Source organism: Ruegeria sp. L11 (assembly GCF_056531755.1).
The window spans coordinates 38,285-60,381 of record NZ_JBQFMI010000005.1 but is presented as its reverse complement, the minus strand read 5'-3'; the positions used below and the strand labels follow the sequence as shown (position 1 = coordinate 60,381).

20 protein-coding genes are annotated in these 22,097 nt (G+C 55.9%); 10 read left to right on the top strand and 10 right to left on the bottom strand.

Features of this window, described 5'->3' with window-relative positions; translation table 11 throughout:
• Positions 1-12 precede the first annotated feature (12 nt).
• The 5 genes from ACR0CE_RS11555 to ACR0CE_RS11535 all read right to left on the bottom strand — a co-directional run bounded on the left by ACR0CE_RS11555 (position 13) and on the right by ACR0CE_RS11535 (position 2,668).
• A complete protein-coding gene (locus tag ACR0CE_RS11555) occupies positions 13-357 on the bottom strand; it encodes a TfoX/Sxy family protein (protein ID WP_480487243.1) in 345 nt (114 codons plus the stop codon).
• A complete protein-coding gene (locus ACR0CE_RS11550) occupies positions 357-578 on the bottom strand; it encodes an MAPEG family protein (RefSeq protein WP_480487245.1) in 222 nt (73 codons plus the stop codon). The genes ACR0CE_RS11555 and ACR0CE_RS11550 overlap by 1 nt, the downstream gene beginning before the upstream one ends.
• A gap of 24 nt (positions 579-602) precedes the next feature.
• A complete protein-coding gene (locus tag ACR0CE_RS11545; RefSeq protein WP_480483829.1) occupies positions 603-989 on the bottom strand; it encodes a VOC family protein in 387 nt (128 codons plus the stop codon).
• A 68-nt stretch (positions 990-1,057) separates the two neighbouring features.
• Positions 1,058-2,293 (bottom strand): RNA polymerase sigma factor, encoded by a 1,236-nt coding sequence (locus ACR0CE_RS11540; protein ID WP_480832520.1) that lies wholly within the window; start codon positions 2,291-2,293, stop codon positions 1,058-1,060.
• Between the two features lie 3 nt (positions 2,294-2,296).
• Positions 2,297-2,668 carry a YciI family protein gene (locus ACR0CE_RS11535; protein WP_480483831.1) on the bottom strand — a complete coding sequence of 124 codons (372 nt, stop codon included), beginning with the start codon at positions 2,666-2,668 and terminating at the stop codon, positions 2,297-2,299.
• A gap of 209 nt (positions 2,669-2,877) precedes the next feature.
• On the opposite strand from ACR0CE_RS11535, the gene ACR0CE_RS11530 reads away from it, so the two are divergent.
• Positions 2,878-5,118 (top strand): HEAT repeat domain-containing protein, encoded by a 2,241-nt coding sequence (locus ACR0CE_RS11530; protein WP_480492737.1) that lies wholly within the window; start codon positions 2,878-2,880, stop codon positions 5,116-5,118.
• Positions 5,119-5,217: 99 nt separating this feature from the next.
• Here the strand turns inward: ACR0CE_RS11530 and ACR0CE_RS11525 are convergent, their stop codons facing one another.
• Positions 5,218-6,123 carry a LysR substrate-binding domain-containing protein gene (locus tag ACR0CE_RS11525; RefSeq protein WP_209598847.1) on the bottom strand — a complete coding sequence of 302 codons (906 nt, stop codon included), beginning with the start codon at positions 6,121-6,123 and terminating at the stop codon, positions 5,218-5,220.
• Positions 6,124-6,301: 178 nt separating this feature from the next.
• On the opposite strand from ACR0CE_RS11525, the gene ugpB reads away from it, so the two are divergent.
• From ugpB to ACR0CE_RS11500, 5 genes are all read left to right on the top strand, one after another.
• Positions 6,302-7,612 carry a sn-glycerol-3-phosphate ABC transporter substrate-binding protein UgpB gene (gene ugpB, locus ACR0CE_RS11520; RefSeq protein ID WP_480483833.1) on the top strand — a complete coding sequence of 437 codons (1,311 nt, stop codon included), beginning with the start codon at positions 6,302-6,304 and terminating at the stop codon, positions 7,610-7,612.
• 63 nt (positions 7,613-7,675) lie between these two features.
• Positions 7,676-8,557, top strand: coding sequence for a sn-glycerol-3-phosphate ABC transporter permease UgpA (ugpA, locus tag ACR0CE_RS11515; RefSeq protein WP_480832518.1), 882 nt, complete (start codon positions 7,676-7,678; stop codon positions 8,555-8,557).
• A 20-nt stretch (positions 8,558-8,577) separates the two neighbouring features.
• Positions 8,578-9,414 carry a sn-glycerol-3-phosphate ABC transporter permease UgpE gene (gene ugpE / locus ACR0CE_RS11510; protein ID WP_267365578.1) on the top strand — a complete coding sequence of 279 codons (837 nt, stop codon included), beginning with the start codon at positions 8,578-8,580 and terminating at the stop codon, positions 9,412-9,414.
• Between the two features lie 3 nt (positions 9,415-9,417).
• A complete protein-coding gene (ugpC, locus tag ACR0CE_RS11505) occupies positions 9,418-10,473 on the top strand; it encodes a sn-glycerol-3-phosphate ABC transporter ATP-binding protein UgpC (RefSeq protein ID WP_480487253.1) in 1,056 nt (351 codons plus the stop codon).
• Complete coding sequence (locus tag ACR0CE_RS11500) at positions 10,473-11,408, top strand: glycerophosphodiester phosphodiesterase family protein (RefSeq protein ID WP_480483835.1); 936 nt, start codon at positions 10,473-10,475, stop codon at positions 11,406-11,408. The genes ugpC and ACR0CE_RS11500 overlap by 1 nt, the downstream gene beginning before the upstream one ends.
• Before the next feature lie 73 nt (positions 11,409-11,481).
• Here the strand turns inward: ACR0CE_RS11500 and ACR0CE_RS11495 are convergent, their stop codons facing one another.
• Together ACR0CE_RS11495 and ACR0CE_RS11490 are read right to left on the bottom strand one after the other, a co-directional pair.
• A complete protein-coding gene (locus ACR0CE_RS11495; RefSeq protein WP_267365576.1) occupies positions 11,482-13,167 on the bottom strand; it encodes a tryptophan halogenase family protein in 1,686 nt (561 codons plus the stop codon).
• Positions 13,168-13,232: 65 nt separating this feature from the next.
• Complete coding sequence (locus tag ACR0CE_RS11490; protein ID WP_480832515.1) at positions 13,233-14,759, bottom strand: malonate--CoA ligase; 1,527 nt, start codon at positions 14,757-14,759, stop codon at positions 13,233-13,235.
• Between the two features lie 280 nt (positions 14,760-15,039).
• On the opposite strand from ACR0CE_RS11490, the gene ACR0CE_RS11485 reads away from it, so the two are divergent.
• The 3 genes from ACR0CE_RS11485 to ACR0CE_RS11475 are packed head-to-tail and all read left to right on the top strand — an operon-like array spanning position 15,040 to position 18,789.
• A complete protein-coding gene (locus ACR0CE_RS11485) occupies positions 15,040-16,566 on the top strand; it encodes a DUF4153 domain-containing protein (protein WP_480832513.1) in 1,527 nt (508 codons plus the stop codon).
• Positions 16,567-16,579: 13 nt separating this feature from the next.
• Positions 16,580-17,272 carry a response regulator gene (locus ACR0CE_RS11480; RefSeq protein WP_480487262.1) on the top strand — a complete coding sequence of 231 codons (693 nt, stop codon included), beginning with the start codon at positions 16,580-16,582 and terminating at the stop codon, positions 17,270-17,272.
• Positions 17,257-18,789 carry a sensor histidine kinase gene (locus ACR0CE_RS11475; protein ID WP_480832511.1) on the top strand — a complete coding sequence of 511 codons (1,533 nt, stop codon included), beginning with the start codon at positions 17,257-17,259 and terminating at the stop codon, positions 18,787-18,789. The genes ACR0CE_RS11480 and ACR0CE_RS11475 overlap by 16 nt, the downstream gene beginning before the upstream one ends.
• A 363-nt stretch (positions 18,790-19,152) precedes the next feature.
• Here the strand turns inward: ACR0CE_RS11475 and ACR0CE_RS11470 are convergent, their stop codons facing one another.
• A complete protein-coding gene (locus ACR0CE_RS11470) occupies positions 19,153-19,710 on the bottom strand; it encodes a DUF3604 domain-containing protein (RefSeq protein WP_480832509.1) in 558 nt (185 codons plus the stop codon).
• Positions 19,707-20,567 carry a DMT family transporter gene (locus ACR0CE_RS11465; protein WP_480832507.1) on the bottom strand — a complete coding sequence of 287 codons (861 nt, stop codon included), beginning with the start codon at positions 20,565-20,567 and terminating at the stop codon, positions 19,707-19,709. Before ACR0CE_RS11465 ends, ACR0CE_RS11470 begins: the two co-directional genes overlap by 4 nt.
• 116 nt (positions 20,568-20,683) lie before the next feature.
• Between ACR0CE_RS11465 and ACR0CE_RS11460 the strand changes: the two genes are divergently transcribed.
• Entirely contained in the window at positions 20,684-22,072 is a 1,389-nt protein-coding gene (locus tag ACR0CE_RS11460; RefSeq protein ID WP_480832505.1) for an aminotransferase-like domain-containing protein, read from the top strand.
• Positions 22,073-22,097: the final 25 nt, after the last annotated feature.

Sequence of the window (22,097 nt, the reverse complement as noted above, 5' to 3'; positions counted from 1 at the left end):
TGATTTCTCCGTTCAGTCTTTCGCGGGAAGGGCTGCGGCGTGTTCGAGACAAAGGTGTAACCAGCGCAGCAAAGCGGCGTCATCGCAATCACTCTCATCCACGCGGATAAAACCACCCAGTTTGCGTGCGCCGTGAATCACTTCCTGAGCCTCAGGGTCCGCCAGCGCAATGCTTTCGTTGTCCTTGCCCACCCGGAACATGAAACGGCCCAGCCCGTCGTTATGCCGCCGCGCCCCGCACAGCATGTTGCCGTTCAAGAAAAAGCAATTGCCACCCATCATGCGCTTTTCTGAAATGCCCACATGCGCGGCCAAAGCGTCACGAATGCGTGCGTTGAGGGTTTCATCCACCGGCATCAGCTGGATGCCTCAGGCTGCCGGTGGATCGACGGCGTGAACGAAACATATTCGACGAAGTTTCCATGTGACCGCATTACGCGCAAGAGCCTGTTGCCCCCATCCCATAACGGATGGATACCCGCCCTGGACCGACGCAGGCCAAAAGCAGTCGCCAGTGGAACGGTTACCCAGACAAATACCGCCGCAATAACCTGCACGATGTGCGAATATTGTTCCATCTGCGCCCTCCTTTCAGGCAGTTCTCAGGGTCTCATGCTTTCATAAGTGATCAATGCAAAGCGGGCACCTTGCGGGTCGTTCAGCGTGGCCATGCGCCCGACACCCGGCATATCCATCGCGGGTTGAAGAACTGTGGCGCCTTTGGCTTCGGCCTTTGCAACACTCGCATCCACGTCGGCCACTGTGAAGAAGATCGTCCAGCTTCCACGCTCTTCCGGCATTGGTGAAAAGCCTCCGATAGCGGTCTCGCCCACAACTGCGGCCGAATAACTTGACCCATCCTGCATCGGCATATCGCTGATCGTCCAGCCCAGCACATCCTGATAAAAGGATTTGGCCTTGCTCTGATCCGGCCCGGAATGCCCGATCCATCCTGAATTTCCGACAGCCGTCATCTCAAGTATACTCATGGGTACCTCCGTTGGTTACGCCCGCCACATACGGGTCTGACCCAAGGACGTATGAGGAGTGTGTGTTCCTACAGGCCCTCCAATTCTTTTTGACTGATTTTGATTTTTTCGTTGATCACGTCGCATTCCAACGTGGTGGGGGAAAGCGCCAATACGGTTTCAAAGGCGGAAATGGCGGCTTTATGATCCCCCGCTTCTTGCAAAAGGCCACCTCGCATCGCGTGAAACCAACGATAGTTGGACAGCTCCTGTGACAGAGGATCCATTGCCTTCAAAGCATATTGTGCGCCGTGTAGCTTGGCCTGTGCGGCAATCTGGTTGAGCCGGATCACAGGTGTCGGCTGCAATGCGTAAAGGGCGGCGTAGTGGCTTTCGATTAACGCCCAGTTGGTTTCTTCGGACGAGGTTGAACAGGCATGTGCCTGGGCGATTGCAGCCTGGATGACATAGACCCCGCGGTGGCCAATCCGCTGGGCTTTTTGCAACAGGGATGTAGCCTCAGCGATATTCGAGCGATCCCAAAGATCGCGGTTCTGATCGTCGAGTGCGACGAGCTTGCCTTCCGCGTCAATCCGGGCCCGGCGCCGGGCGTGTTGAAACAACAACAGCGCCAGCAATGCGGCCTGCTCGCCCATTGCAGGGAACAATGCGGCAAGAAGGCGGGCAAGCCGGATCGCTTCTTTGCACAGCGTGAGCTTGATTTGCTGCGGCCCGGCCGAGGTCGACCACCCTTCGCTGAACATCAGGTAAACCATTGTCGAGACTTCACCCAACCGGGCTTGCCTTTCAGCCGGGCTTGGCGTTTCAAAGGCGACCGGGTTATTTGCTATCTTCTTTTTGGCGCGAGTAATACGCTGCTCCATGGTCTTGGATTTGACCAGAAATCCGCTGGCAATCTCATCGACGCTCAGCCCCGCGACCACCCGCAAGGCGATGGCGATCTGATCCCGCCGATCCAGTTCCGGGTGACAACAGATGAACAGCAAGCGCAGGACATCGTCCCGCATCTCGTCAGGATCGGGTGTTTCCGCCGGCATCGGTTGAAACTCCTCTGCGTGGCGCGACAGGATTGCCGCGCGCCGCCGGGATTTGCGTATATCGTCCAGACCCGCATTCCGGGCCGTGGCCAGAAGCCATGCCAATGGATCACGAGGTGCCCCGTCCTGGGGCCAAACCGCCAAGGCTTTCAGGCAGGCGTCGGCAAAGGCCTCCTCTGCGGTGTCCAAATCCCGAAAAACCCGCGTCAGAGCAGCAATGGCGCGCGGGCGTTGTTCAGCAAATGTGGCCTCCAGCCAGTCTGACATGATCTATTCCGACGATATGGCTCCCCCAGCCCAAGCCACAGGCCGAACTTCCAGCCGCGCGACCGGTGAAGAGATCAGTTTTGCATGTTCCAATGCTTCTTCAAGGTCTTTGAAATCAGCGGCGTAAAACCCAAGGAAATTTTCCTTGGTCTCGGAAAACGGGCCATCGGTGATCAGGGGTGCAGCGCCCTCAGACGCGGCTGGTTCGACCATTACCGCTGACGTTGGCGGCATCAGTTTTATCGACACGAACTCTCCGCGTTCCGACAAAACCGCTTGCAGGGCGCGATGGCCTGACATCACTTCGTCCTGGCGATCTTTCGGCAATGCCTCGAACACGCCCGGTTCCCCATAAATTGTGATTGCGTAGATCATTTTCGCCTCCATGCGTTGGTCGCATTGTGCAAGGACGCGCGACGCCATGCAAATCCGACAACGCGCAGAGCCGACAAATTGCCCGGACCGCTTTTGTCTGAAAACCCAGCGGTCCGGGCTTCCATTTCCATCCAGATAACAGGTCGGGGGATTTCAAAAAACGGAGCAAAACCGGTACCTTGAAAACCGGTTTCCAGAAAAATGTCCAAATGGTAGGCTGCGAGACTATGGAAAGCCGGCCAAATCGTCGATTAGCAGCCATCTTAGCCGCCGATATCGCAGGCTATTCAAGATTGGTTGGCTTGGATGAAGAAGGCACCATCGACAAGCTGCGCCGGATCCGCGCTGAAGTTATCGAGCCCTTGATCGCCGGGTATTCAGGGCGCATTGCGAACACAGCCGGTGATAGTTTTCTGATCGAATTCCCCAGCGCAGTCGATGCGGTTCGCGCTGCAGTCGAGATACAGGCCGAACTGTCGAAAAGAAACTCGGATACCGAACCTGATCGCGCAATCGTTTTTCGGATCGGTTTGAATGTCGGCGATGTCGTCTCGAACGCCGATGACATCCTGGGTGATGGTGTCAACGTTGCCGCACGGCTTGAGGCGCTGGCAGAACCTGGGGGGATTATCGCCTCGCAGGCGATTGTCGGATACGCGCGCAACAAGGTGCCCTTCGCCTTTACGCCAATTGGCCCGCAATCCGTCAAGAATATCGCGGACCCCATTGAGGCGTTCCGCGTCGAAACAGATGCGTTGACCCCGGCGGTAAAGCAAAAAACGAAGAAAGCGCCGCGTTTAATGAAGCTAGCTGCAATCCTGATCGTGTTGGGCGCGACCGGGTATATCGGGACAAAGACATGGGAAAAGGGTCAGTTGCGCGCTTCTGAAGCACAGATGGCTTACCCTCTGCCGGACCTGCCCTCGATCGCCGTGCTTCCCTTGACGAATTTCACCAGCGACGCGTCCAACAAGATGTTGATAGATGGCGTTTCCGAGGATCTGATAACGGACTTGTCCCGCATATCAGGGTTATTTGTCATCGCCGGAAACACATCCTTTGCATTTCAGGACCGCGACATTGATGTGGCAGGTTTTGCCGAGAAACTGGGCGTTCGCTATGTCGTTGATGGAAGCCTTAGACGTAGCGGAGAAGGTTTTCGGGTCAACATCCGCCTGACGGACACGTTGAACGGCAGATTGATCTGGGCGGAACGTTTCGACGGTGAAATCGATGAGATCTTCGACCTGCAAAACAACATTGTACTGGCGATTGCGCGCGAGTTGGATGTCCCGCTCGACACGCAAAGCCGGATTGCTATCGAAAACATAGAGACTGAAAAGATCGAGGCGCGCGAAGCGTTCCAGCGCGGGTGGGCGCTTTATTCACGCTTCAATGAACAGGACAATCTGGCCGCAATTCCGCATTTTGAGCGGGCTGTCGAGTTGGACCCGAATTATGCGCGCGCCTGGGCGATGTTAGCTATGGTACATTTGCGACCGCACATCTTCCACCACTGGTCAGGCTTTGCGAATGCTGAAGAGCAGATGCATATCGGGCTGTTCTATAAATACTACCGTGAACTGACGCATCAGGACACCTCGCTTATCCACGTCATCAGGGCAATAGTCGCTCTCAACCTTCCGGACTGGGACAGCGCCGAGGGTGTAAGTCGGGGAACAGAAGAAGCGAGACAAGAAGCCGCGAAAGCCATTGCCCTGCAACCAAGCGACCCTGAAGCGCATGTGACAATGGGATGGGCCTTGATCGCGGGTGGCGAGCCAGAAGAAGGGCTGGCATTTGTACAGGCTGCAATGCGCCTCGACCCGGAATACCCCAGCCACTACGCGCTATTTCAAGGTGCTGCGCTGTTTGCGATGAATGATCTGAAAGGTGCAGAGGCCGTTATTAGGTCTGAGCTGGACCGAAACCCGCAGGCAGTTGAGTTGATGCCATTTTCAGCGTCGGTTCTGGCCTTGAATGGCGATCGAAGCAGCGCGCGTGCAATGATCGAACAATGGCAGAATGGAAAAAACGAGAAGGTTCTGGGCGAAGCGGTGCGCGATTATTTCTTTATCGTGCGATGGATCGGCGAGCATCAGCATTTGAACAATCGCTTGAAAAACGGCCTTCAATTGGCCGCGCTTCCGCCGAGCACGACAGTTGCGAGCCTCAAAGCTGATCTGATGCGCGGAGATGCCAAGGAACAACGTGACGCGGCTCAGTCTTTGGCGCTCTTTGGAGCTGACGCAGCCCCAGCCGTTCCGGAACTGATCATGCTGTTGGGCAGCCCTTCGGTTTTTGTCAGAAAAGAAGCCGCCAACGCATTGGGTGAAATCGGCGGGAAAGCATCCCCCGCTTTGCCTGCATTGGAAGCAGCCGCAGACGGGTCTTTGTCGGGTAGATTTGCCGCCCGAGCCATTGAACAGATACGCGGAGCCTCACAATAACGACGACTTTGGGCGTATTCGATCCCTTGGCTCCTGCTTTTTCTGGAGAGTGTTGGCTGGAAACGCGGGCAGGTATCCTTCGTCCCGGTGACCGCAGCCTCACGCAAGTGTTCTGAACGCATTCAGACTTTCGCTGAAATGCTCGATGAACTCCAGTGTTATCAAAGACGGCTGCTTCAGAACCGGGCGTACCAGCGAAAGTGTATGCGGCAAAAACGGCTTGAATGGCCTGTAGCTTAGCCCCCGGTCTGTGTAATGGACAGCGTCCAGTTCGCTGACGATTGAGACACCAACGCCTTTTATGGCCAATTCACATGCCGCCGTGAATTGCCGGACTTCGATATGAGAGTTGAGTGTAACATTGGCCTGCTGAAATGCCTTCGAAAGCCGTCCGAAAAAGTCGCTGTCGCGCCGCGTATGTATGATGTTCTCATCTGCAAGATCGGATGGCGTCACCTCCGAGAGGTTCTCAAGCGCGTGATTTTTCGGGAATACGCAAACCGTGCGCACATCTACATTTCTGCTTTCGACCCCCGGATGACCGTTAAAGCCATCGGTGATTCCAAAGTCATATTGTTCGCCAACCATCCATTCCAATATCCGTTCCGGCCTGTCCGGTTCGATCGTCATGGTGACACCTGGCCGGTCTTTCAGAAAACTTGCCACAACATCCGGCAGATGGCTGGTGGCGAAACCGGGCAGGCAGGCGACGCGGATATGCCCGGCTTTACGCTGTGTGATATTCTGACTCGCGTCCGATATCTGCTTCATCAATTCCAGGACACGGTCCACGCTGGGTTGCAGATAGCGAACTTCCTGGGTTGGCACCAATCGCCCTTTGCGGCGATCAAAAAGTTGAAAACCAAACGATTTTTCAAGATCCGACAGCAACCTGCTGACAGCTGGTTGGCTCACCCCCAAATCGGCGGCCGCTGCTGTGACCGAACCATTGGTGGTCACCGCCATGAGTGCTTCCAATTGCCGAATTCTCAAAGTTTGTCTCATTGCAGACCCAGTTCCGCTTTTTTATTCACACTGTATAACATTGTATTATGTTTTTTGCCAATAAGTAGGGCTTGAATTATATTTCTGTAACGGTAACGTCGTGAAATCGTCATGTGTGTCGAATACGCGTTGCAGTCGGTACTCAACGAAGCATCAAACCTGATGCATGGGAGGAATCATGAAAAAGAATTTGCTTGGCGCTCTTGCCGTTACAACTGCCTTGTCCCCCTTGGCGGCAATGGCACAAACCGAAGTTCAATTCTGGCATGCCTTTACCGGCCGCCTTGGCGAACTTGTCAAAGCGCAGGTTGAAGAATTCAACGCCGGTCAGGATGAGTTTGTCGTGGTCGAAAGCCACAAGGGCAACTATTCAGAAACCCTGAACGCTGGCATTGCCGCTTTCCGTGCTGGCGAACAGCCACACATCCTGATGGTTTTCGAGGTTGGCACCGCAACGATGATGTCAGCAAAAGGCGCGATCAAGCCGGTCTACGAAGTCATGGCTGAAAGTGGCGCGTCTTTTGATCCCGATGCCTATATCGGCGCGGTGAAGGGTTACTACACCACCACCGACGGTGATATGTTGTCGCTGCCGTTCAACTCGTCCACGCCGGTCTTGTGGGTCAACCGCGACGCCATGCAGGCGGCAGGTGTTGATCCTGATACTGACCTGTCAACTTGGGAAAAAGTCGGCGATGTGCTGGAGCAACTCAAAGCCGGAGGCGAGGACTGCCCGCTGGTGACGGCATGGCAAAGCTGGATTCACCTGGAAAACCTGTCAGCCTATCACAACGTTCCGTTTGCATCGCAGGACAATGGTTTTGCCGGTCTGGACACAGAACTGATGCTGAACGGCCCGGTACAGGTCGCGCACCTGAGCGCCATGGGTGACTGGGCCAAGGATGGGAAATTCATCTATACCGGTCGCAGAAATGAAGGCGGCGCAAACTTCAGGGCCGGAGAATGTGCCTTGTTCACCGAAAGCTCGGCCGGGTATGCCGGGATCAAAGCCGAGGCCGAGTTCGACTTTGATGTGCGCCCGCTGCCGTATTGGGAAGCGGTCACAAGCGAGCCTCAAAACACCATCATCGGCGGTGCATCCCTATGGGTGATGGAAGGTCATGATCCCGAAGAATACAAAGGCGTTGGCGAGTTCCTTAGCTTCTTGTCCTCGTCCGACGTTCAGGCGGCATGGCACCAGAATACCGGCTATCTTCCGATTACCGCAGAAGCCGGTGAAGCGACTCGTGCGGCCGGTTTCTATGATGAAAACCCGGGCACCGATATCGCTGTGATCCAGATGACCGCGAAAGAGCCGACAGCAAATTCGAAAGGTCTGCGTCTGGGATCGTTCGATCAAATTCGCGGTATAATCGATGAGGAACTTGAGGCCATCTGGGCCGGTGAGAAAACTGCCCAGGAAGCCATGGACAGCGCAAAAGAACGCGGTGACGCGCTTCTGCGCAGGTTCGAATCGGCGAATCAATAAACCTCTGAAATCCGGTGCGGGCTCGGCAGAGCCCGCATCCACTTTTCCCGGCGGGTCATCAGGATGGAAAAACGCGTCACATTCCGCGGCTGGCTGTTGCCATTGGCGCTGATCGCCCCACAGGTCGTCATTTCTGTCGTATTCTTCTTTTATCCCGCTGCACAAGCTGTGTGGCAGTCGCTGTTCATCCCAGATCCGTTCGGGTTGTCGTCCAAGTTCGTCGGTCTGGGCAATTTTGAATTTCTGCTAAGCGACAAGTTTTATCGCGCATCCTTTGTAACCACGGCCGTGTTTTCGACGCTTGTTACGCTCTGCTCCATGATCCCGGCCCTGTTTCTGGCAGTCATTGCAGATCGGCTGATCAAAGGATCCGGAGCTTATCGGACGCTGCTGATTTGGCCTTATGCAGTCGCACCGGCGGTTGCGGGTGTGCTATGGCTGTTCATGTTCAACACGCGCGTCGGTGTCGTGTCGTGGTATCTTGGACAGCTGGGCTATGACTGGAACCACGTCTTGAATGGCACCGAAGCGATGGGGCTTGTGGTTGTCGCTTCGGCCTGGGGGCGCATCAGTTATAACTTTTTGTTCTTCTTCGCCGCACTCCAGTCGGTTCCGAGGTCGGTCATCGAGGCCGCCGCGATCGATGGCGCACGATTCTGGCGCAGGTTTTTCACGATTGTCCTGCCGTTGCTGTCACCGACAGCGTTTTTCCTGCTTGTAGTGAATGTGGTCTATGCGTTCTTTGAAACTTTCGGCGTAATCCACACAATCACCGGTGGCGGTCCGCAGCAGGCCACGACCATTCTGGTTTACAAAGTCTTTTCAGACGGGTTCGTCGGTCAGGATCTGGGCTCGTCTTCGGCGCAATCGGTCATTTTGCTGATTGTCGTCGGCCTTCTGACCGTCATTCAGTTCAAGTACGTGGAAAAGAGGGTGCATTACTGATGGCAGCCCAACAGCACGGAATGGTCGAAAAGCGCGGAGCGGGTATCTGGCTGACACATGCCCTGATGATCCTTGGCGTCCTGGTCATCTTCTTTCCGATTTGGCTGGCATTTGTCGCCTCAACCGTTACCCAGCCGGAAGTTGTATCACCACCCATGCCGCTTTTGCCGGGTGATCAGTTCTGGGAGAACTACAAGGCAGCCTTGTTTTCCGGCGTGAATGTCCCCGTCGCAACGATGCTGTTCAACAGCCTTGTGATGGCCATCGGGATCGCAGTGGGCAAGATCGTCATTTCACTGCTGTCGGCATTTGCAATCGTCTATTTCCGCTTTCCCGGTCGAACAACGTTCTTTTGGCTGATCTTCCTGACCCTTATGTTGCCGGTCGAAGTGCGCATCGTTCCGACATTTGAGGTCGTGGCCGGGTTCGGCATGCTCAACAGCTATTACGGGCTGATCTTTCCGCTGATCGCCTCGGCCACGGCGACCTTCCTGTTCCGTCAGTTCTTTCTGACAATCCCGGACGAGCTGGCCGAAGCTGCGCGTGTGGATGGTGCCCGGCCTATGCGGTTTTTCATCGATATCGTCGTACCGATGAGCCGGACAAACATCGCGGCACTGTTCGTCATCCTGTTTATCTATGGGTGGAACCAGTATCTGTGGCCGCTGCTTATCACCACCGACCCTGAAATGAACACCATTGTGATGGGCATCAAGCAGATGTTCCCGTCTGGCGATGATGTAGCTGATTGGCCGGTCATCATGGCAACCTCCATTCTGGCGATGATCCCGCCGGTCATCGTGGTGGTGTCGATGCAAAAGCTTTTTGTCCGCGGCCTTGTTGATAGCGAGAAATAGAAAATGGCAACAGTAACCCTGGAGAATGTCAAGAAGAGCTTTGGCCCGACAGATGTCATACATGGCATCGACATCCACATCGAAGATGGCGAGTTTATTGTCATCGTCGGCCCTTCGGGCTGCGGAAAATCCACGCTGTTGCGGATGGTGGCAGGGCTTGAGACCGTGACCGCGGGTGAAATCCGGATTGGTGCGGAACGGGCCAACGAAAAAGAGCCGATGGATCGCGACATTGCCATGGTGTTCCAGAACTATGCGCTCTACCCGCATATGTCGGTCCGGCAGAACATGGGCTATGGCCTGAAGATCGCAGGGTTGCCCAAGGCCCAGATCGATCAAAAAGTGACCGAGGCGGCCAGGCTATTGCAGCTTGAACCATTGCTGGATCGCAAACCCAGACAATTGTCAGGCGGCCAACGTCAGAGAGTGGCTATGGGTCGCGCGATTGTCCGTGAACCTGCGGTGTTCCTGTTTGACGAGCCTCTTTCGAACCTGGACGCAAAGCTTCGCGTGCAGATGCGGCTTGAGATTCGTGAACTACAGGAAAAACTGGGGATCACGTCGCTTTATGTAACCCACGATCAGGTTGAAGCCATGACAATGGCCGACAGGATGATCGTCATGAACGGCGGTATCGCCGAACAGGTTGGCACACCGCTAGAGGTATACGAAACGCCAAGAACCCTGTTTGCGGCACAGTTCATCGGCAGCCCCGCGATGAATGTCTTTGAGGCCCAACGCGAAAACGGAACCGTCATGATTGGTGGGGTCGCGGTTGGTTCGTCGCAGGGCCCTGATACTGCCTTCAAGCTAGGGGTACGACCCGAGCATCTATTGCTGGATGACAATGGCACAATTGAGGCTACGATTCAGATGGCAGAGCCACTGGGGGCAAACACGCTGTTGCACGGTCAACTGACCGGCTTGGGCGATCCGATCACGATCAGCCTTCCGGGTGTGCACCCGATCGAAGGCCGACATCCGAACATGCGGTTTTCTGTGTCCTCAGACCATATGCATATGTTTGACCGATCCACCGGTGAAAGGCTGGAAGGCTGATGGCATTCCCTCAGGTCGAGGCTTTCCGGGGGGGCGACAACCTGATCCGCATCGTAGGCCACCGGGGTGCGCGAGGTGTGTTGCCTGAAAACAGCATGATTGGCTTCGACTTTTCGCTGTCCATTGGCGTGCCGCTTCTGGAGTTTGATGTTGTCCTCACGGCTGACGACATCCCCGCCATAACCCATAATCACCGGCTGCACGCCCCCAGTTTTCGCGATGCTGACGGTCAGTTTTTGACCGGGGAAGAGCCGAAGGTTTCAACTCTGACGTTTGAGCAGATTCAGAAGTTCGATATCGGGCGGTTGGATGGGAATTCTGCCTATGGTCGGCGATTTCCAGATCAGGCGCTAATGGATGGCGTTCGCGTTCCAAGACTGCTTGACCTGCTGGATCTGGTGAGTGACCCCCAACATAGCGATGCCTGTCTGATGCTCGAGCTGAAATCGGACTCCGATTTGGCCCATGACGCGCGCTACAGAGAGAAGTTTGTCAGTCTTGTCCTGCAAGAGGTTCGTTCCAAGGCCGTGTCGTCGCGTGTGGTGCTGCACAGTTTCGACTGGAATCTGTTAGAAGAATGTCAGCGGCAAGCGCCGGATATACCATCTTCTTATCTGACCCAACTTCCCGAAAACGCCGAGGATTTAGGGGAGGATTCGTCCAAAGCAGTCTGCCCGGATTTTCGCGGCCGCGAAGGCGATATTCCGCGATTGGTTAAGCAAGCGGGTGGCTCACTGTGGTGCCCGTATTATGCGGATGTAACTGCTGAAAACGTCGAACTGGCCAAAGATTTGGGCCTTTGCGTTGCGGTCTGGACGGTCAATGACCCTGAAGATATTGCCAGGATGATCGACCTGCGTGTGGATGCCATTGTTTCTGATTATCCGGGTCGGGTTCAAAGGCACTTGTCTGACCGGGGTAAAAACTGGCGCTAAACCGCCCTGAAGGCCGGGGCTGAATGCCTCGTCCTTCAGTTTCTTAAATTTCCTTCGTAAGGGCAGAGAACCGCTAGAACAGTTGCAAATCCTTCGCGCCGCTTTGGATTTCAGCAAAGTTCGGCATGTTCTGGATCGTAACAGGTGCGGGTTTCGTGCCCGGCATCGCAACCGTCGGTTTCGCCACGTTCGCCATCCCAAAGACCGGTTTTTCCAGCTCACCCCGGATATCGCGCAGCAGCGTTTTATGATCCGGCATCACTTTGACTATCTGCGCAAGATCCTCTTTCGCACGCTGCATGCCCTGGAACCAGATCACTTTCTTCAACGGTCGCAAACGATCTCGGATGCCGGTACCGTAACCCGTATCATAGACCTGTTTACCCAACAGAACCGTTTGATAAACACGATGGTCAAACAGCGTGGCAAATTCCACATCGTGATCCATCGGCAGACGGTGCTGCCACAGCTCCAGATTCTCGGCCAGCCGATCCGGTATCTTCATCTCTGTCCGCGCGTCGATCCAATAGGGATCATCCTTTCGGTTGCCCAATCGGTAGTGCAGGCAGATGAATTCCAGAACCTCGTTATAAAGCTTGTCCATCTGCCGGTTGTATCTTGCCCGCAGTGACGGTGCGACGTCGCGCGTCGGCAAGTGTTCTGCAAACCAGCGCACTGCGTGGTCAATCATGTGGATCGCGGTACTTTCCAACGGCTCGATAAACCCGCCGGACAGACCAATTGCCACACAATTCTTGACCCAGGCATTGCGCACGCGCCCGACGCGCATCGGGATGATCCGCGGTGTCAAACCCTTGCCGCTGTCACCCAGCCATTCAAGATATTCGTCGGCCGCCTGATCATCCGTTCGATGCGCCGAGGAGAACACATAGCCTGTACCCACACGATTGTAGAGCGGCACCCGCCACGTCCACCCCGCGCCCAGCGCGGTCGACCGCGTGAGGCTTTCGATTTTATTGGGATTGCGGTGTTCAACCTGCAACGCCATGGCGCGGTCATTGGGCAGATAGTCCGAATAATCCAAAAACGGCTCGCCCAGTGCCTGATTGATGATCAGGCCGCGGAACCCGGTGCAATCGATGACCATTTCGATGTCATGACGTCCTGCCCGCTCCAGCATCAGATGGCTGACGTTGCCTTGTTCATCCAGCTCGACCTTCTGTACCTCGTCCTGGATATGCTCGACGCCGCGCTTTGTGCAGACCGTGGTAAGCATACCCGCAAACTTCACCGCATCCAGATGATAGGCATAGCCAAAACGCTGTTCAAACTCGGGCTGACCCAGCTGCCGCGCGCCTTTGCACAGACGTCCCAGATGATCGTGAGGCGAGATGGACTGTGTAAAGTCCCGCTCTCCGTTGCCAAAGCGCAGGAAATACTCGGCGGCGTCCAACCCTTCCAGCATCTGGCCATGGGCAAAGGGGTTCACGTAATCGATGCGTTTTCCTTTGGGGTCTTTGTTCCAGTTGCAGAACTTCACACCCAGCTTGAAGGACGCGTTTGTCTCGCGGAAAAAATCCCGTTCGGAAATGCCCGCCTGACGCAGCGTGACCGGCATGCGCGGCACCGTAGCCTCACCCACACCTACAGTCGAGATATTGGGGCTTTCGATCAGGCAGATATGTGGTCGGTCTTTTGTTGCTGAAGTGCGTGAAAACACCATGTCCAGGATCAACGCGGTCATCCAGCCTGCCGTGCCGCCACCTACGATGGTGATTTTGCGCAAACGATTGTTCATATTCTTCTGTCCCCATTGGTTTTGAGGACTATATCAAGTTTCCGACGCTTATCTAGGCTCTGCCATTATGTGCCTTGTGACCCGGCTTTGAACATGTCCCTAAACTGGTCACGCAAGATGTTCTTTTGGACTTTTCCCATTGTATTGCGGGGCAATTCACCCAGTTGAATAAGCGTGCGGGGATGTTTGAACCGCGCCAGGCTGTCGCGCACTGCAACCATGACCGCGTCGAGATCCGGAGACTGCCCGGGTTCCGCTACAATCAGGCCCAGCACGGTTTCACCGAAGTCGGGATGCGGCACGCCGATCACTGCGCTCTCCAGAACACCGGGGTGGCTGTCCAGAACCAGCTCAATTTCCTTGGGGTAGATATTGTAGCCACCCGAGATGATCAGGTCCTTGTTGCGCCCGACGATATGGACATACCCATCTTCGTCGACCCGTCCCAGATCACCGGTGATGAAAAACCCGTTTTCGCGCAGCTCGGCAGCCGTCTTTTCCGGCATCTGCCAATATCCCTTGAACACGTTTGGGCCACGCACTTCGATCTCACCGATTTCACCCTTCGGCAAGGGGTCGCCGACTGCATCGCATATCTTCAGTTCGACCCCCGGCAAGGGAAACCCGACCGTGCCCGCGCGACGTTCGCCGTCATAGGGGTTTGAGGTGTTCATATTGGTTTCAGTCATGCCATAGCGTTCTAGGATACGATGCCCGGTACGCTCTTGGAATTGTGCATGGGTATCCGCCAGCAATGGGGCCGAACCCGATACGAACAAGCGCATATGTTTGGTCAGCTCGCTGGTAAAACGCGCGTCTGCCAGCAGGCGCGTATAGAAGGTCGGAACGCCCATCATCGACGTAGTGTCGGGCATCCTGTTAATGATCTGATCAGGGTCGAATTTTGGCAGCCAGATCATGCTTCCGCCGACAGCCAGAATGATATTGGTGGCCACAAACAGCCCATGCGTGTGAAAGATCGGCAGCGCGTGCAACAGAACGTCTTCCGACGTGAACCGCCACTCTTTGACCAGTGTCCGTGCATTGGACAACAGGTTGTTCTGGGTCAGCATCGCGCCCTTTGAACGTCCGGTGGTGCCCGACGTATAAAGAAACGCCGCCAGATCCTCACCATCCCGATCCACAGTCGCAAAGCTGTCTGGCATTGCTGCCGCCAGATCCATCAGCGAGCCCGAGCCATCCGCATTCAGCGTTTCCACCCTGCCCCCGAAACGCGCGGCAATCGGGGTCAGTTGGTCTTTGCTTCGGCCGTCGCAGACAACAAGTGACGCGCCGCTGTTTTCGATGAAATACGTCAGTTCGTCCACGGTATAGGCGGTGTTCAGCGGCAGGAAAACCAGACCGGCCTGCGCGCATGCTGCGTATAGCGCCAGCGCCTCAGGCGATTTATCGACCTGAGCCGCAACCCGGTCCCCGGGTTTTAGGCCCAGTTGCGTGGCCACATGGGCGATCCGGGCGGCTGTGCTCAGAAAGTTTTGATAGGTGACGGTCGTCCCGTCTGTCAGGTGCAGGAAAGCCGTATCTTTGTCGGCGTGAATGCCAAACAGATCATCATAGAGAGGGTTAGCCATGTTCGATCCTCCGTTTCCCCAGCCATAACGGCGAACCGCTTCTTAGGGGAAGGTTCAACTGTGTCACACTGCGCTTTTGCTTGCAGTTCAATGTCTGGACACGTCGCATTTATTGCGCGGCGCGAGTTGCAGCTCGGAAATCGTGGTTGGTAATGCCTTTCACCGCCTCTGCACATTTTCTGCACGAAAGCCCCATGAAGGCTGCGGATACGTCGCGCCAAAGATGCAAGCGCCGCAGGCAATCTGCCGGGAAAGGAAACCTGCAAGCAGGAGACAGGACATGAGGCAGGAACTGACAATTCGCGGCGTGCCGGACAGCATCGTACTGGACGCGTGGTGGCTGGGAAAGATGGACGAAGCCCCCCGATGGGGAGGCAACAGACGACAGCAGAGTGGTTCTCTGATGTCTACTCTGAAAATGCGCCATGCGATCCCACTTCTTGCATCGCTGGTTGCACTTGCAGATTGGCTGTTTTGGGAACAGCCGCTAGGCATTTCTGTCTCAGTCTTCGCGCTGGTCTTGTCCGCCGCGATCATGGCGATGAAACCCCGGCGTGCGACTGCAAAGGAGTGGCTCATAGCCGCCGCATTTGCCTTGATCACCAACCTGCCGGTGGCCATCGATTTGCAGCTTCTATCATTATTGTTCAGCCTCTCTGGTTTGGTCAGTCTAGCCACCTGGGCGCTATTCGGTCAGGCTGTAAACGAACGTCTGCTGCTGCGCTCCGCCCTGCGCCTGCCTTCCATCGGCGCGACGCTTTTGCTGCGCGACACATGTCGCACCGCGGTTGCCGCCGATCTTGGGTCCGACAGCCGTCGCCACGCAGCCTCGCTGGCGTTGCCCCTACTATTGGGTGCGGTCTTCCTTGCCTTGCTGGCCGCCGCCAATCCGGTGCTGGAAGACCTTCTGGCCGAGCTGGACCCAAGTCTTTTGTTCGAAGGGTACTTTTGGCTACGACTTCTGTTCTGGGGTGTTATGGCCTCGCTGCTGTGGCCGTTCCTTAACCTCAGCGATCCATGGCTGGGCGGCATTGCCCGCCCCGCCACCATGCCAAAGACAGGCCCAAGCCGGGCCGCATTTCTGATCAATCCAATCTCGGTGCGCAATTCGCTGTTGCTGTTCAACCTTATGTTTCTTGTACAAACCGTGATGGACCTTGGTATCCTGACCGGCGGTGTATCCCTGCCTCAAGGGATGAGCTATGCCGCTTATGCCCATCGGGGCGCTTATCCGCTGGTGGCGACGGCCCTGATGGCGGGCGTATTCACTCTGGTCACTCACAGCATGATCGGCGCGGACCGGACGTTGCGCATTCTGATCTACATGTGGTTGGCGCAAAACGTGTTCCTGGTGCTGACAGCTGCTATCAGGCTGCATCATTACGTCGACGCCTATGCGCTTACCTATTTGCGGGTGGCCGCCTTTATCTGGATGGCACTGGTTCTCACCGGATTGCTGCTGACCGTGGTGCAAATCCATCGCGGCTTCGATACAACCTGGCTGCTGAGGCGTTGTTTTGCAGCGCTTCTGGTAGTCTTGTATACCTGCAACTTTGTGAATTTCGCATCAGTCATTGCCAGCTACAATCTGAGCCACGGCAGCGCTCTGATGCAACAGGACACTGGTTACATATGCAGCCTTGGTGCTGATGCTTACCCAGCAATCCGTGATCATGAAACCAGGACCGGACAGCAAGTTTGTGACGCGTGGATGCGATATGATCTTAAAAAGGATGCAATCACCAACTGGCGCGAATGGGGCTTTCGGAGATGGCGGATCCAAGCCTATTATCGGCAGCAGAGTTGAAGGACCCCATTTGATGCCTGCACGCATTCTTGTTGTCGACGACGATCCGGATATCCTTGAGGTAACAAGGTTCGCGATTGAAAAGGCAGGTTATGCGCCACTTCTGGCCAGCGACGGCCTGACCGCGCTTGATACAAACCGTCAGGAAAGCCCCGACTTGATCGTGCTGGATATCGGGCTGCCCGAAAAGGATGGTCTGGAAGTATGCAGGGACATCCGCAAATCCTCGGACGTGCCGATCCTGTTCCTGACCGCCCGTGATGACGAGGTCGACCGTATCGTCGGGCTGGAACTGGGCGCCGATGATTATCTGACCAAACCCTTTTCCCCGCGCGAATTGGTGGCCCGGATTAAGGCCATCCTGAAGCGCAGCGCGCCGACACCTGCGCAGCCCGATCCGGTGCTGTCGCAAGGCAGCCTGCACCTGGATGCAGAGCGGCACCTGTGCAGGTTCGCGTCAACGCCTGTGACGCTGACCGGATCGGAATTTCGGCTGCTGGCAACTCTGATGGCCCGTCCCGACCGCGTTTTGTCCAGGGCGCAGCTGATCGATGCGCTTTACGGCTACAACATCCACGTCTCGGACCGCACCATTGACAGCCACATACGCAATGTCCGTGCCAAACTGGCCCAGGCCGGCTGTGCCGAGGGGATCGTGACCATTCACGGTGTCGGCCTCAGGATGGGTGCATGCACGCCCGGCTGAACCGCAAATGGCGCCCCAGATTGTGGACCATCGTTCTGCTGGTGCTGGGCATTGTCCTGTGCCTGCCCTTTGCCGGGCTGATCCTGTTCCGTTTTTACGACAGCCAACTGGTGCAACAGACCGAAGAAAGCCTGCTGACACAGGCTGCGGTTATGTCAGCGGCGTATGCCGAGATTTATGCAGATGCAGCCGGGATCAAGCCACCCCACCCGAGTGCAATCTCAACCGAGTACGCGGTGTTCCCATCGCTGTCGGTCAATCGCGAAACGGTTCTGCCGCCGCGCCCGGACGCGCGACCGGCAACCGTCCGACCCGGTTCGGGTTATCAGGCCATCGCCGCCCCGCTAAGCCGCATCGCCAACGCCGCCCAGGCGCAAACCCTTGCGGGTTACCGGATGCTGGATGTCGATGGGAACGTTTTTGCCGGTACTGCGGAAATTGGCCAGAAGCTGGACCATGTTGACGAGGTTCGCGAGGCCCTTTCAGGGAAAACCGTCTCGGTCGCGCGCACCCGCGTGCGCGAGGACGCAACGCCTGCGCTTTATACCCTCAGCCGCGGTGCCCGCGTGCGCGTTTTCGTGGCGATGCCAGTGTTCGTGGATCAGACTTTGATCGGCGCGGTTTACCTGAGCCGCACCCCGAACCATATTTTCCGCTTTCTATACGGCGAACGTTTCAACCTTGCCAAAGCTGCGGCATTTGTCGCTTTGTCCACGGCGCTTATCGGGTACGTGTTCTGGCGGTTCATCACCCGGCCGATCCACCTGTTGATCCAGCGCAGCCACGTGGCGGGCCACGGTGGTCAGGCATGGGAACCACCAGACCAACTTGGCACGCGGGAAATCGCGGATCTGAGCCAGAGCTTTCAATCGCTGACGGAACGCTTGCAGGACAAGCAGGATGGATTGAAAACGTACACCGCCCATGTCACCCACGAGCTGAAGTCACCCCTCACTGCCCTGAAAGGCGCGGCAGAGCTGCTGCGCGACGATGATTTGCCACCCGCGCAGAAACACCGCCTGCTGGACACTGTAGAAAAGGGTGGAAAGCGGATGGAGGATCTGCTGGCCAACATGCGCGCCTTCAGCCTTGCCGATCAGAGCGCCATTAACGGTACATGCTGTCTGAACGACATCACTGATCAGCTCGTCCAGACTTTCCCCGCGCTTGCGATCAAGGCTGAGAACGATCACCTGCCCTTACCCGTCGCGGCACCCACCCTGCACATCATGCTGACACATATGCTTGAGAACGCTCAGCAACACGGCGCACAGAATGCCGTGCTGACAGCCTATCAGGACGACGGTGTCATCTGTCTAAAAATCGCAGATAATGGCGCCGGTATCAGTGAAGGGAACAAGGACAAGGTTTTGCAGCCATTCTTTACGACAAAAAGAGAGGCCGGTGGCACAGGTATGGGCCTGAATATTGTCAAAGCGACCATGGAAGCAATTGGTGGGCAACTCAGTGTTGTGCCAAGCAACCAAGGCGCTTGTTTTCTTCTGACTTTTAATTAATCGGGCGCGCAAGCCGCCTGTAAAAGGGGCAACATTCGCCGTTCAGAAGCGCGGAGGTTCTGTCTATCGAACCGCAGTCGCAGACTTTGCGCTTAGCCGCCATTCGCTCTGACACCGCTGCGCGTTTTGACACATCAATGTCCGAGTGGCGTCAACTTTGCTAAGGATTAGTTCGGGTTGATTACCAAAAGTGAGAAAGGTCCGACGCTTTCTAAATGGCCCTTTCCGAGCGCCGCCAGCATATTGTTCAGGTTGTGTCGTGTCTTTCCACCGAGACCTGTTTTCGCACGAGAGGCGGTACCACTCTCAACCGCACCATCGAACAGTCGATCGCGTTTTTTTCGACCCAAACTTGGCAATCAGTCAGCCTTGCGGCGTGTACCAGATTGGAGACGTGTAGGCACGCTCCTGCTGCGAAGTAGGAGCGCCTTCAGGGATGTCGATACCGTAGCGGTATGCGTCGTAGACGTACCAGGGTGGTGTCGGAATCTCGAGCACACGCGCGTAATAGAAAGCCGGGCGCGTCGGGTCGAATTCAGGATCAGTCCAGATTGTCGCAAGTTCCGCGGCACCAATGGTGTTGGTCCAGGTTGCGGAAGCAACATCCACAGTGTCACCAACGGGCGGAACCTTTCCGTCGCTGCCAGTTTCGCGTTCGTCTGACCAAGCGACGTCAAAGACTTTCTCATCGGTCGTCCCGTCCTCATTGAGCCAACCTTTCACGATTTGCACGCGGTCGAGGTTAGCGCCAATTGGATCACGAAGGGCTGCCACCATGAACCTTGGTGCCTGTGCACCTTCGGAGGGGGCCCTAAGGTCGGCACCCATCGGTACGCCTTTTGCATATCCAACCGTCGCCGGAATGCGGGCTGCGCCCCCGGCTTCCGACTTGGGCAGTGGATGGCAGGAGTGGGCCGTCACGCGAAACGCTTTGCCCCCGCAACGCAAATCACCACAAAGATCGTGACACTGATCATGGATAGCGCAACGGGCTCGGCGAGCAAAAGAGCCGCAAGAGTCAAACCGAAGAACGGCTGAAGAAGCTGAAGCTGTCCAACGCCTGCTGTGCCGCCAAGTGCAAGGCCACGATACCAGAATATGAAACCGATTAGCATCGAAAAGATCGAGACGTAGCCTAGACTGAACCAGACCGGCAAGGTCAGCTCGTTTAACGTGGGTGGCCATGTCAGAATCGCGAAAGCAGCCATAATAGGTAAGGATAGAACCAGCGCCCAGGAAATCACCTGCCATCCGCCCAATCGGCGCGACAACTGCGCTCCCTCAGCATAGCCCAACCCGCATGCCACGATCGCCGCTACCATAAAGAAACCGCCAATGAGCGAACCGCCAGCGCCTTGGGAGAGCGCGAAACCAACGACGGCGGAGCTGCCAAGGATTGAGAATACCCAGAACAACGCGGTCGGACGCTCACCACCACGCAGCACGCCAAAAGCAGCGGTGCTCAAGGGCAATAAGCCGATAAAGACGATCGAATGCGCAGCTGTGATGTGTTGCAGTGCCAGTGCCGTCAAAAGCGGAAAGCCGATCACCACACCGAAGGCAACTACAACAAGAGAAATCAGATCCGTGCGCAAGGGTCGCTTCTCTCTGAAAAGGGCCAACAAGAAAATTGCAAGAACCGCCGCCAGAACCGCACGGGCTGATGTCAGGAAGAGCGGGTCCAGGCTACTTACAGCCACCCGCGTGGCGGGTAGTGATCCGCTGAAGATCAACACACCGAGTAGTCCGCTGCCCCAGCCAGAAAACGAGGAGTTCATAAAGAAAGATCCCTTTTGGGACCTTGTAGCTGGAGTGGTGGGAAAAATGCAGATACAAAGCGATACAATTCACGTAAACTGTACTTTTCATCAGTCCCATACAAAGGCAATCTTATATGGCCGTTGCAACCCGTAGAGCTCTTGTGATGGAACACATAACGCGTCTCATCCGATCGCGGGCACTGGGTGCGGGTGAAAAACTTCCCTCGGTCCGGGGCCTCGCAACGCGCTTGGGCGTGTCACCTTCGACAGTGGTTGAGGCCTATGATGTCTTGGCTGCAAAAGGAGTTATTTTTGCTCGACGCGGCTCAGGGTTCTATGTGTCAGACCGCGTACAGCCGTTCGAGGTTTCACAGACCGGGCCGCTGCTTGAGCGCGAGATTGATCCGCTCTGGGCTGCGCGACAATCGATTGACGCCGGCGAGGGCATGGCAAAGCCTGGATGTGGCTGGATGCCTGCCGATTGGATGCCTGTCGAGTCGCTCCGGCGAGCGATGCGCCGAGTGGCACGTGGCAACGACAATATGCTTACAGATTACAGCTGTGCACAGGGCCATTCTGGTCTGCGCCAGCATGTGGCACGAATGCTGTGCGACCAGAACATAGAGGTAGATCCCGATACTGTTTTGCTCACCAATTCCGGATCGCTGGCGCTGGACTTGATTTGTAGATTGCTTCTCAAGCCCGGTGATACCGTTTTGGTAGATGATCCTTGTTATTTCAACTTTCAGGCCCTTCTAAGAGCGCACCAGATTTCCATTGTCAGTGTGCCCTACACGCCTATCGGCCCCGACCTTGCCGCATTTGAAAACGTGCTTTTGAGAGAGCGCCCACGGCTCTACCTGACCAACTCGGCATTGCACAACCCAACGGGCGCGACACTCACTGCAGCGACTGCACACCGTGTGCTGTCTTTGGCCGAAACCTATGATTTGCAGATCGTGGAAGATGCTATTTTCTCTGAGTTCGAACCTGATCTTTCGCCAAGGCTGGCTTCACTGGATGGGCTGAATAGGGTTCTCACGATTGGGAGCTTCTCCAAAACCCTTTCTGCATCGTTGCGATGTGGATACATAGCAGCGCGCCCTGACTGGATTGCGTCTCTGACTGAGCTTCAGGTTGCGATCAGCTTCGGAGGCCCCAGCCCAATGGTGACAGAATTGCTACATTCAGCGCTCACTGATGGCAGCTATCGCAAACACATGGAGGCGCTTAGGGACAAATTGGATCGCGTCCGCGCGCGTTCAATCGAAGAATTAAATACGCTGGACATAAGGCCTTTCGTGAAGCCCAGAGGTGGATTTTATCTATGGTGCGAACTGCCCAACGGGCAGGATGCTGCTGCGATGGCGCGAAAAGCTCTTAAGAAAAATGTTGTTTTGGCACCCGGAAATGTCTTTAGCCCAACTCAATCAAAGAACTCGTTTCTACGTTTTAACGTAAGCCAGATGGCCGGAAAGACACTATCGCAAGTACTTCGTGATCTGATGAGTGACGCTCAATAAGAACGTCTGCTTCAAGGAACGGTCA

What these genes read in the sequence shown, in the direction of transcription:
- ugpE (WP_267365578.1), top strand. Translation starts at nt 8,578, where the DNA reads ATGGTCGAAAAGCGCGGAGCGGGTATCTGGCTGACACATGCCCTGATG.
- ACR0CE_RS11555 (WP_480487243.1), bottom strand. Translation starts at nt 357, where the DNA reads ATGCCGGTGGATGAAACCCTCAACGCACGCATTCGTGACGCTTTGGCC.
- ACR0CE_RS11540 (WP_480832520.1), bottom strand. Translation starts at nt 2,293, where the DNA reads ATGTCAGACTGGCTGGAGGCCACATTTGCTGAACAACGCCCGCGCGCC.
- ACR0CE_RS11530 (WP_480492737.1), top strand. Translation starts at nt 2,878, where the DNA reads ATGGTAGGCTGCGAGACTATGGAAAGCCGGCCAAATCGTCGATTAGCA.
- ACR0CE_RS11480 (WP_480487262.1), top strand. Translation starts at nt 16,580, where the DNA reads ATGCCTGCACGCATTCTTGTTGTCGACGACGATCCGGATATCCTTGAG.
- ugpB (WP_480483833.1), top strand. Translation starts at nt 6,302, where the DNA reads ATGAAAAAGAATTTGCTTGGCGCTCTTGCCGTTACAACTGCCTTGTCC.
- ugpA (WP_480832518.1), top strand. Translation starts at nt 7,676, where the DNA reads ATGGAAAAACGCGTCACATTCCGCGGCTGGCTGTTGCCATTGGCGCTG.
- ACR0CE_RS11485 (WP_480832513.1), top strand. Translation starts at nt 15,040, where the DNA reads ATGAGGCAGGAACTGACAATTCGCGGCGTGCCGGACAGCATCGTACTG.
- ACR0CE_RS11465 (WP_480832507.1), bottom strand. Translation starts at nt 20,567, where the DNA reads ATGAACTCCTCGTTTTCTGGCTGGGGCAGCGGACTACTCGGTGTGTTG.
- ACR0CE_RS11475 (WP_480832511.1), top strand. Translation starts at nt 17,257, where the DNA reads ATGCACGCCCGGCTGAACCGCAAATGGCGCCCCAGATTGTGGACCATC.
- ACR0CE_RS11460 (WP_480832505.1), top strand. Translation starts at nt 20,684, where the DNA reads ATGGCCGTTGCAACCCGTAGAGCTCTTGTGATGGAACACATAACGCGT.
- ACR0CE_RS11500 (WP_480483835.1), top strand. Translation starts at nt 10,473, where the DNA reads ATGGCATTCCCTCAGGTCGAGGCTTTCCGGGGGGGCGACAACCTGATC.
- ACR0CE_RS11495 (WP_267365576.1), bottom strand. Translation starts at nt 13,167, where the DNA reads ATGAACAATCGTTTGCGCAAAATCACCATCGTAGGTGGCGGCACGGCA.
- ACR0CE_RS11490 (WP_480832515.1), bottom strand. Translation starts at nt 14,759, where the DNA reads ATGGCTAACCCTCTCTATGATGATCTGTTTGGCATTCACGCCGACAAA.
- ACR0CE_RS11545 (WP_480483829.1), bottom strand. Translation starts at nt 989, where the DNA reads ATGAGTATACTTGAGATGACGGCTGTCGGAAATTCAGGATGGATCGGG.
- ACR0CE_RS11525 (WP_209598847.1), bottom strand. Translation starts at nt 6,123, where the DNA reads ATGAGACAAACTTTGAGAATTCGGCAATTGGAAGCACTCATGGCGGTG.
- ACR0CE_RS11535 (WP_480483831.1), bottom strand. Translation starts at nt 2,668, where the DNA reads ATGATCTACGCAATCACAATTTATGGGGAACCGGGCGTGTTCGAGGCA.
- ACR0CE_RS11550 (WP_480487245.1), bottom strand. Translation starts at nt 578, where the DNA reads ATGGAACAATATTCGCACATCGTGCAGGTTATTGCGGCGGTATTTGTC.
- ugpC (WP_480487253.1), top strand. Translation starts at nt 9,418, where the DNA reads ATGGCAACAGTAACCCTGGAGAATGTCAAGAAGAGCTTTGGCCCGACA.